This window comes from Nonomuraea sp. SBT364 (genome assembly GCF_001083785.1).
GTDB lineage: Bacteria > Actinomycetota > Actinomycetes > Streptosporangiales > Streptosporangiaceae > Nonomuraea.
Genome location: NZ_LAVL01000293.1, coordinates 1 through 5,315 on the forward strand (window position 1 = coordinate 1; position 5,315 = coordinate 5,315).

Genomic DNA, 5,315 nt, shown 5'->3' on the forward strand with positions numbered 1-5,315 from the left:
CGACCGGGCGCACCCCGGCGCCGTCCACGGAGCCCGGCACGGTCACGCCCCCGGTGAGCTTCACCGATCCGCCCGGCACGCCCCCGGCCGGCTCGCGGGCCGGGGGCGTGCCGGGCGGATCGGTGAAGCTCACCGGGGGCGTGACCGTGCCGGGCTCCGTGGACGGCGCCGGGGTGCGCCCGGTCGGCTCCGGAGCGGGCGCCGGCGTGGCGGGCGGGGACGCGTACCGGTAGGACGGCGCGTCGTTCCAGATCAGGAAGACCGAGACGACCGCCACCGCGGTCGCCAGCACGAGGCCGCCGGTGATGGCGAGCCGGGAGGCGGGCGCGAGCGCCGCCGGGAGCGGGAGCGGGGCCGTGCCGCCGCCCGCGGCGGGCTGCGGCGGCCGCAGGGTGAGGAACGGAACGGTGAGCGCGCCCAGCCGGGAGCGGCCCCGGGCCTCCCAGCGCGCGCCGTAGGCGGCGGCCGCGACCCACTCCAGCTCGGCCAGGAACGCCTCGGCCGACTCGGGCCGCTCGGCCGGGTCCTTGGCCAGCCCGGCCAGGACCAGGCCGCGGACCGGCTCGTCGACCGCGCCGAGCGCGGGGACGGCGTGCCGGTGCTGGTGGGCGAGGGCGGCCACGTTGTCACCGGTGAACGGGCGGCGGCCGGTGAGGCACTCGTAGAACACCACCGCCGCCGCGTACACGTCGGAACGCGGGCCCGCCGGGGCGTCGTCCCACCGCTCGGGCGCCATGTAGGGCGGGGTGCCGACCAGCGGGGCGGCGTCGCCGGAGCGGGCGGCGACGCCGAAGTCGACCAGCTTGCTGCCGCCGTCCTCGGTGACGATGACGTTCTCGGGCTTGAAGTCGCGGTGCACGATGCCGTGGCGGTGCGCCTCGGCCAGGCCGAGCAGCGCGCCCTTGAGCACGGCGAGGGCGGCCTCGGGGCCGGTGCCGCCCTCCTGCTCCAGCAGGCGGCGCAGCGGGACGCCGTCGACCAGCTCCATCACGATGGCGGCGTCGCCCTCGTCCTCCACGTAGTCGAGCAGGCGAGCGGTGTGCGGGCTGTCGAGCTCGGCGATGACGCGTGCCTCGGCGCGGAAGCGCGCGACGAAGCCGGGGTCCTCGCGTAACCGGTCCGACAGGTGCTTGACGGCGACGGCCGTCCCGTCGGAGTCGCGCACGGCCAGCATCACGTGCCCGGTGCCGCCGTGCCCGAGTTCCCGGATCTCGGTGTAGCCGGGAACCTCCATGACGGAACCTCCGCGTTAGGGGGGAAAGATCCTTCTGCGGTGGACGGTAGCCTATCGTCACAGCCTGTGTCGAGAGGTTCCGGTTTTGTAACCACCAACGGCCGAGTCGGCATTTTTCCTACTGTCGGTAGCGTCCGGCGAACGCTCAGGCAGCGGGCGTACCGGCTGACCCGCCGGTCAGCACCGGCCGGGTTTCGGGCGCCCGCAACAGAAGCCGGCGCACCTCGGTCGCGGCGGCGCGGCCGGCGCGGTTGGCGCCGATGGTGCTCGCCGAAGGGCCGTAGCCGACGAGCTGCAGGCGGGGCTCGCGGACGGCCCGGGTGCCGTTCACCTTGATGCCGCCGCCGGGCTCGCGCAGCCGCAGCGGCGCGAGGTGGTCGAGCGCCGAGCGGAACCCGGTGGCCCACATGATCACGTCGGCGTCGTGGTGCCGCCCGTCCGCCCAGGCGACGCCGTACGCGGTGATCCGCTCGAACATCGGGACCCGCTCCAGCACCCCCTTGGCCAGCGCGTCGCGGACGACGGGGGTGTGGCCGAGGCCGGTGACGCTGACGACGCTGCGCGGCGGCAGCCCGGCGCGCACCCGCTCCTCCACCAGGGCGACGGCCTCGCGGCGGGCCTGCTCGCCGAACTCGCCGTCGCGGAAGTCCGGCAGGCCGCGGGTCACCCACAGCGTGCTCGCGGCCACCCCGGCCAGCTCCGACAGCACGTGCGCGGCCGAGTGCCCGCCGCCGACCACGACGACGCGCCGCCCGGCGAACTCCGCCGGCCCCCGGTAGGAGGCGTAGTGCAGCTGACGGCCGCGGAAGTCGCGGGCGCCCGGGTAGTAGGGCCAGTACGGGCGCGTCCAGGTGCCGGTGGCGTTGACGACGGCGCGGGCCGCCCACTCCCCCGCGCCGGAGACGACCGTCAGCCGCTCGCCGGGCAGCACCGCCGACACCCGGACCGGGCGCAGCACGCGCAGCCCGGCGCGGTCCTCGTAGTCGGCGTAGTAGCCGGGCACCACCTCGGCGGCGGGCCGGCTGCCGTCGACGTCCGGCTCGCGGTGCACGCCGGGCAGGTCGAAGATGCCGTGCACCTTGTCCATGGTCAGCGTCGGCGACCGGTGCCGCCACGCGCCGCCCGGGCCGTCGGCCGCGTCGAGCACCACCGGCTCGAAGCCGAACCTGCGCAGGAAGTAGGCGCTGGACAGGCCTGCCTGCCCGGCGCCGATGACCACGACGTCGATCTCTTCCACGTCCAGTCCCAACCACGCGGGCGGCCGCAGTCTTCCCGCCCGCGGCCGGCCGGGTTACGGTGGGAGAGCGCTCTCCGACCGGATGAAGGACTGCCATGAAGCGGATCGGCCTGCTCCTCGCCCTCCTCCTGGCCGCCTGCCCCGCCTGCAGCTCCCCGGCCGGAGAGCGCGCGCCGGCCGCGCACGGCTCCCACGCGCCGTCCGGGACGCACGCGCCGTCGCGGACGCATCCGGGGGCGGGCTTCAACGCCACCGACACGGCGTGGGTGCAGCTCATGATCCCGATGATCGAACGCACGCTGCCCCTGCTGGACCTGGCCGCGCGCCGGGGCACGGGCGGGACCCGCGGCCTGGCCGCCGCCCTGGGCCGCGCGCACCGGGCCGAGCTGGACCGGCTGCGGAAGCTGCGCGACGACGCGGGAGTGTCGCCGGTGAACGTCCACGAGGGTCACGACATGCCGGGCATGGTGACGGCGTCCCAGCTCGATGACCTGCGGGCCGCCGGGGGGAAGGCGTTCGACGAGCTGTTCGCGCGGCGCCTGCGCGAGCACCTGGACCAGTCGCTGAAGGTGACGCGCGGCGAGCGCGGCTCCGGCTCCGACCCGCGCGCCCTGGCCCTCGCCGCCGACCTCGTACGATCCCGCACCGGCCAGCTCGCCCAGCTCGCCCGCCTGGGCGCCTTGGCGTCCGCCACGTCATGAAGATCTCCCGGACGCGCGCGCCACGAGCCGGCCTTCCCCCACCCGTTCGGCGGCCGACGTCGAGATCCCCCGGACTTCGCCACCGGCCTCGCCCGCACCTGCCTCCGGGGCATCGCGGCGCCATGACCCGCCGGGAGGGCGCGGGGAGCGGCGTCCGGGGGTGGACGGGAGTGGCTCGATTCCGGCCGGGTTCGTCCAGAGCCCTGTTGGACAGCGCTGACCAGCGGTTTTGCTGATCCCGGCTGCGGCGAACAGGCGCCGCGGCGCGACAGGGATGAGGAACAGCGAATGAACGACATCCGTACCGTCAAGGGGCTCTTCGCGGCCGCGGTGCTCGCCTGCGGCGTGGTCGCCCTGGCGCCCTCGGCCCACGCCGACCACCAGTCCTGCAGCAACCGCGACGACATCCCCGGGGTGTGCCTGAAGGTCGTCAACGAGGGCACGCGCGTCACGTACGCCGAGGCGTACCACGACGGCCGCACCGGGGCCTGGGAAGGCCACATCGACCTGCACCGCGAGGGCAGGGCGACGATCCAGCGGCCGGACCGGAAGCCGCCGCAGGCGGCGATCTGGAGCGGCGTGGACGACTACGCGCCGGGGATGCGGATCTGCGCCCAGGGCTGGGAGAAGGCAGGGGCGGGCTGGCAGCCGAAGGGCCGCACCTGCTTCACGCTGTAACCGCGGGCACGGGTGCCGGGCGTCCGGCACCCGTGCGTGGTTTGGCCCATTCCGTCCGTGGCAGGGGGACGAAAAGCACTAAAGGGGGCTAAACCATGACGAAGCCACAGCAGCCGGAGCTCCGCAGGTCCGGCAAGGGGGCCACCGACAGCAGCTCCGCGCAGGCCATCCCCGACAAGAAGCGCGGCACCAGGGGGACGTCCCAGCCGCACGGGACGGACAAGGGCAAGAAGGGCGGCGGCAAGGGCGGCGGAGTGCCTCCCGAGCAGCGGCCCCGGCATCCGGCCTGACGCTTCGGGGGGAGGTCGCCATGCGGGAGAACGGGCTGACGTTCATCGGGAACGCCACCATGCTGATCCGGTACAACGGGTTCACCCTGCTCACCGATCCGAACTTCCTGCACCGGGGGCAACTGGCCTACCTGGGGTACGGGCTCGCGTCGCGGCGCAGGACCGACCCGGCGCTGGAGATCGAGGACCTGCCGGCGCTGGACGCCGTGGTGCTGTCACACCTGCACGGCGATCACTGGGACCGGGTCGCCCGGCGGGGACTCGACCGGGACACGCCGATCGTCACCACCGGCCACGCCGCGCGCCGGCTGCGGCGGCGCGGGTTCCGGCAGGCGGCGGGGCTGGACACCTGGGGCCGCTACGAGCTGCGCGGCGCCGGGGGGACGCTGACGATCACCGCCACGCCGGGGCGGCACGCGCCTGGGCCCGCGCAGGGGCTGCTGCCGCCGGTCATGGGCAGCGTGCTGGAGTTCTGCGACCGCGACGGGCTGATGGACCTGCGCATGCACATCAGCGGCGACACGCTGATGGACCGGCGGCTGGAGTCGATCCCGCGCCGGTTCCCCGACATCGACGTGGGGGTCGTGCACCTGGGCGGCACCAGGCTGCTCGGGCTGATGACCGTCACGATGGACGGGGAGCAGGGCGCGAACTGGGTCGACCTCATCGATCCGGGCACGGTGGTGCCGGTGCACTTCGACGACTACACGGTCTTCAAGTCACCGCTGTCGGACTTCCGCGACCACGTCGAGCAGGCCGGGCTCGCGGACCGGGTCGCCTACGTGCGGCGCGGGCAGACCCTGGAGTTGTCCGGCCGGCGCGCCCGGCAGCGCCCCGGCGAGTAGCGGGCCCGCGGGCTACCGCGTCGCGCCGGCGGCCGGGTCGCCGGGGCAGCGGGTAAGGACGCCCGGCGGGGAGCCGCCCGGTGACGTCCTGACCGGAGCGGCGGCGCGGATCTGCCGGCAGCGGACGTTCATGCCGATCAGCGTGGCGAACCCGAGGAGGCCGGCGGCAACGGGCTCACCGGATCGCGCCGAACGCCACGGCCGTGGTGGAGGCGATCACCGTCGTGAGGATCACCATGAGGAGCACGGTGCCCAGCGGGTTCGCGCGGCGCGGCGGCGGCGCGGGCCGCACCGCCCGTGCCCGGGCGGCCGACGGGGTCGGGGTGGGGG

General features: G+C 75.3%; 6 protein-coding genes. 4 read left to right on the forward strand and 2 right to left on the reverse strand.

Translation table 11 applies throughout. From position 1 onward, the window contains the following. Positions 1-1,234: serine/threonine-protein kinase (locus tag ADY59_RS46410; protein ID WP_053175829.1), on the reverse strand; the 1,234-nt coding region annotated here is incomplete at its 3' end. A gap of 145 nt (positions 1,235-1,379) precedes the next feature. Beyond that, a complete protein-coding gene (locus ADY59_RS46415) occupies positions 1,380-2,471 on the reverse strand; it encodes an FAD-dependent oxidoreductase (protein WP_049577492.1) in 1,092 nt (363 codons plus the stop codon). 95 nt (positions 2,472-2,566) lie between these two features. On the opposite strand from ADY59_RS46415, the gene ADY59_RS46420 reads away from it, so the two are divergent. From ADY59_RS46420 to ADY59_RS46435, 4 genes are all read left to right on the forward strand, one after another. After that, positions 2,567-3,172: a DUF305 domain-containing protein gene (locus ADY59_RS46420; protein WP_053175832.1), complete on the forward strand. Its 606-nt coding sequence runs from the start codon at positions 2,567-2,569 to the stop codon at positions 3,170-3,172. A 288-nt stretch (positions 3,173-3,460) separates the two neighbouring features. Continuing rightward, positions 3,461-3,850, forward strand: a complete 390-nt coding sequence (locus ADY59_RS46425; protein ID WP_049577496.1) for a hypothetical protein — start codon at positions 3,461-3,463, stop codon at positions 3,848-3,850. 95 nt (positions 3,851-3,945) lie between these two features. Then, positions 3,946-4,140 carry a hypothetical protein gene (locus ADY59_RS46430; protein WP_049577499.1) on the forward strand — a complete coding sequence of 65 codons (195 nt, stop codon included), beginning with the start codon at positions 3,946-3,948 and terminating at the stop codon, positions 4,138-4,140. A 20-nt stretch (positions 4,141-4,160) separates the two neighbouring features. Continuing rightward, positions 4,161-4,985 carry an MBL fold metallo-hydrolase gene (locus ADY59_RS46435; protein WP_049577502.1) on the forward strand — a complete coding sequence of 275 codons (825 nt, stop codon included), beginning with the start codon at positions 4,161-4,163 and terminating at the stop codon, positions 4,983-4,985. Positions 4,986-5,315 lie beyond the last annotated feature (330 nt).

Bases quoted from the DNA above. Each gene is read 5' to 3' on its own strand.
- ADY59_RS46420 (WP_053175832.1), top strand. From the start codon at position 2,567: ATGAAGCGGATCGGCCTGCTCCTCGCCCTCCTCCTGGCCGCCTGCCCC.
- ADY59_RS46425 (WP_049577496.1), top strand. From the start codon at position 3,461: ATGAACGACATCCGTACCGTCAAGGGGCTCTTCGCGGCCGCGGTGCTC.
- ADY59_RS46430 (WP_049577499.1), top strand. From the start codon at position 3,946: ATGACGAAGCCACAGCAGCCGGAGCTCCGCAGGTCCGGCAAGGGGGCC.
- ADY59_RS46435 (WP_049577502.1), top strand. From the start codon at position 4,161: ATGCGGGAGAACGGGCTGACGTTCATCGGGAACGCCACCATGCTGATC.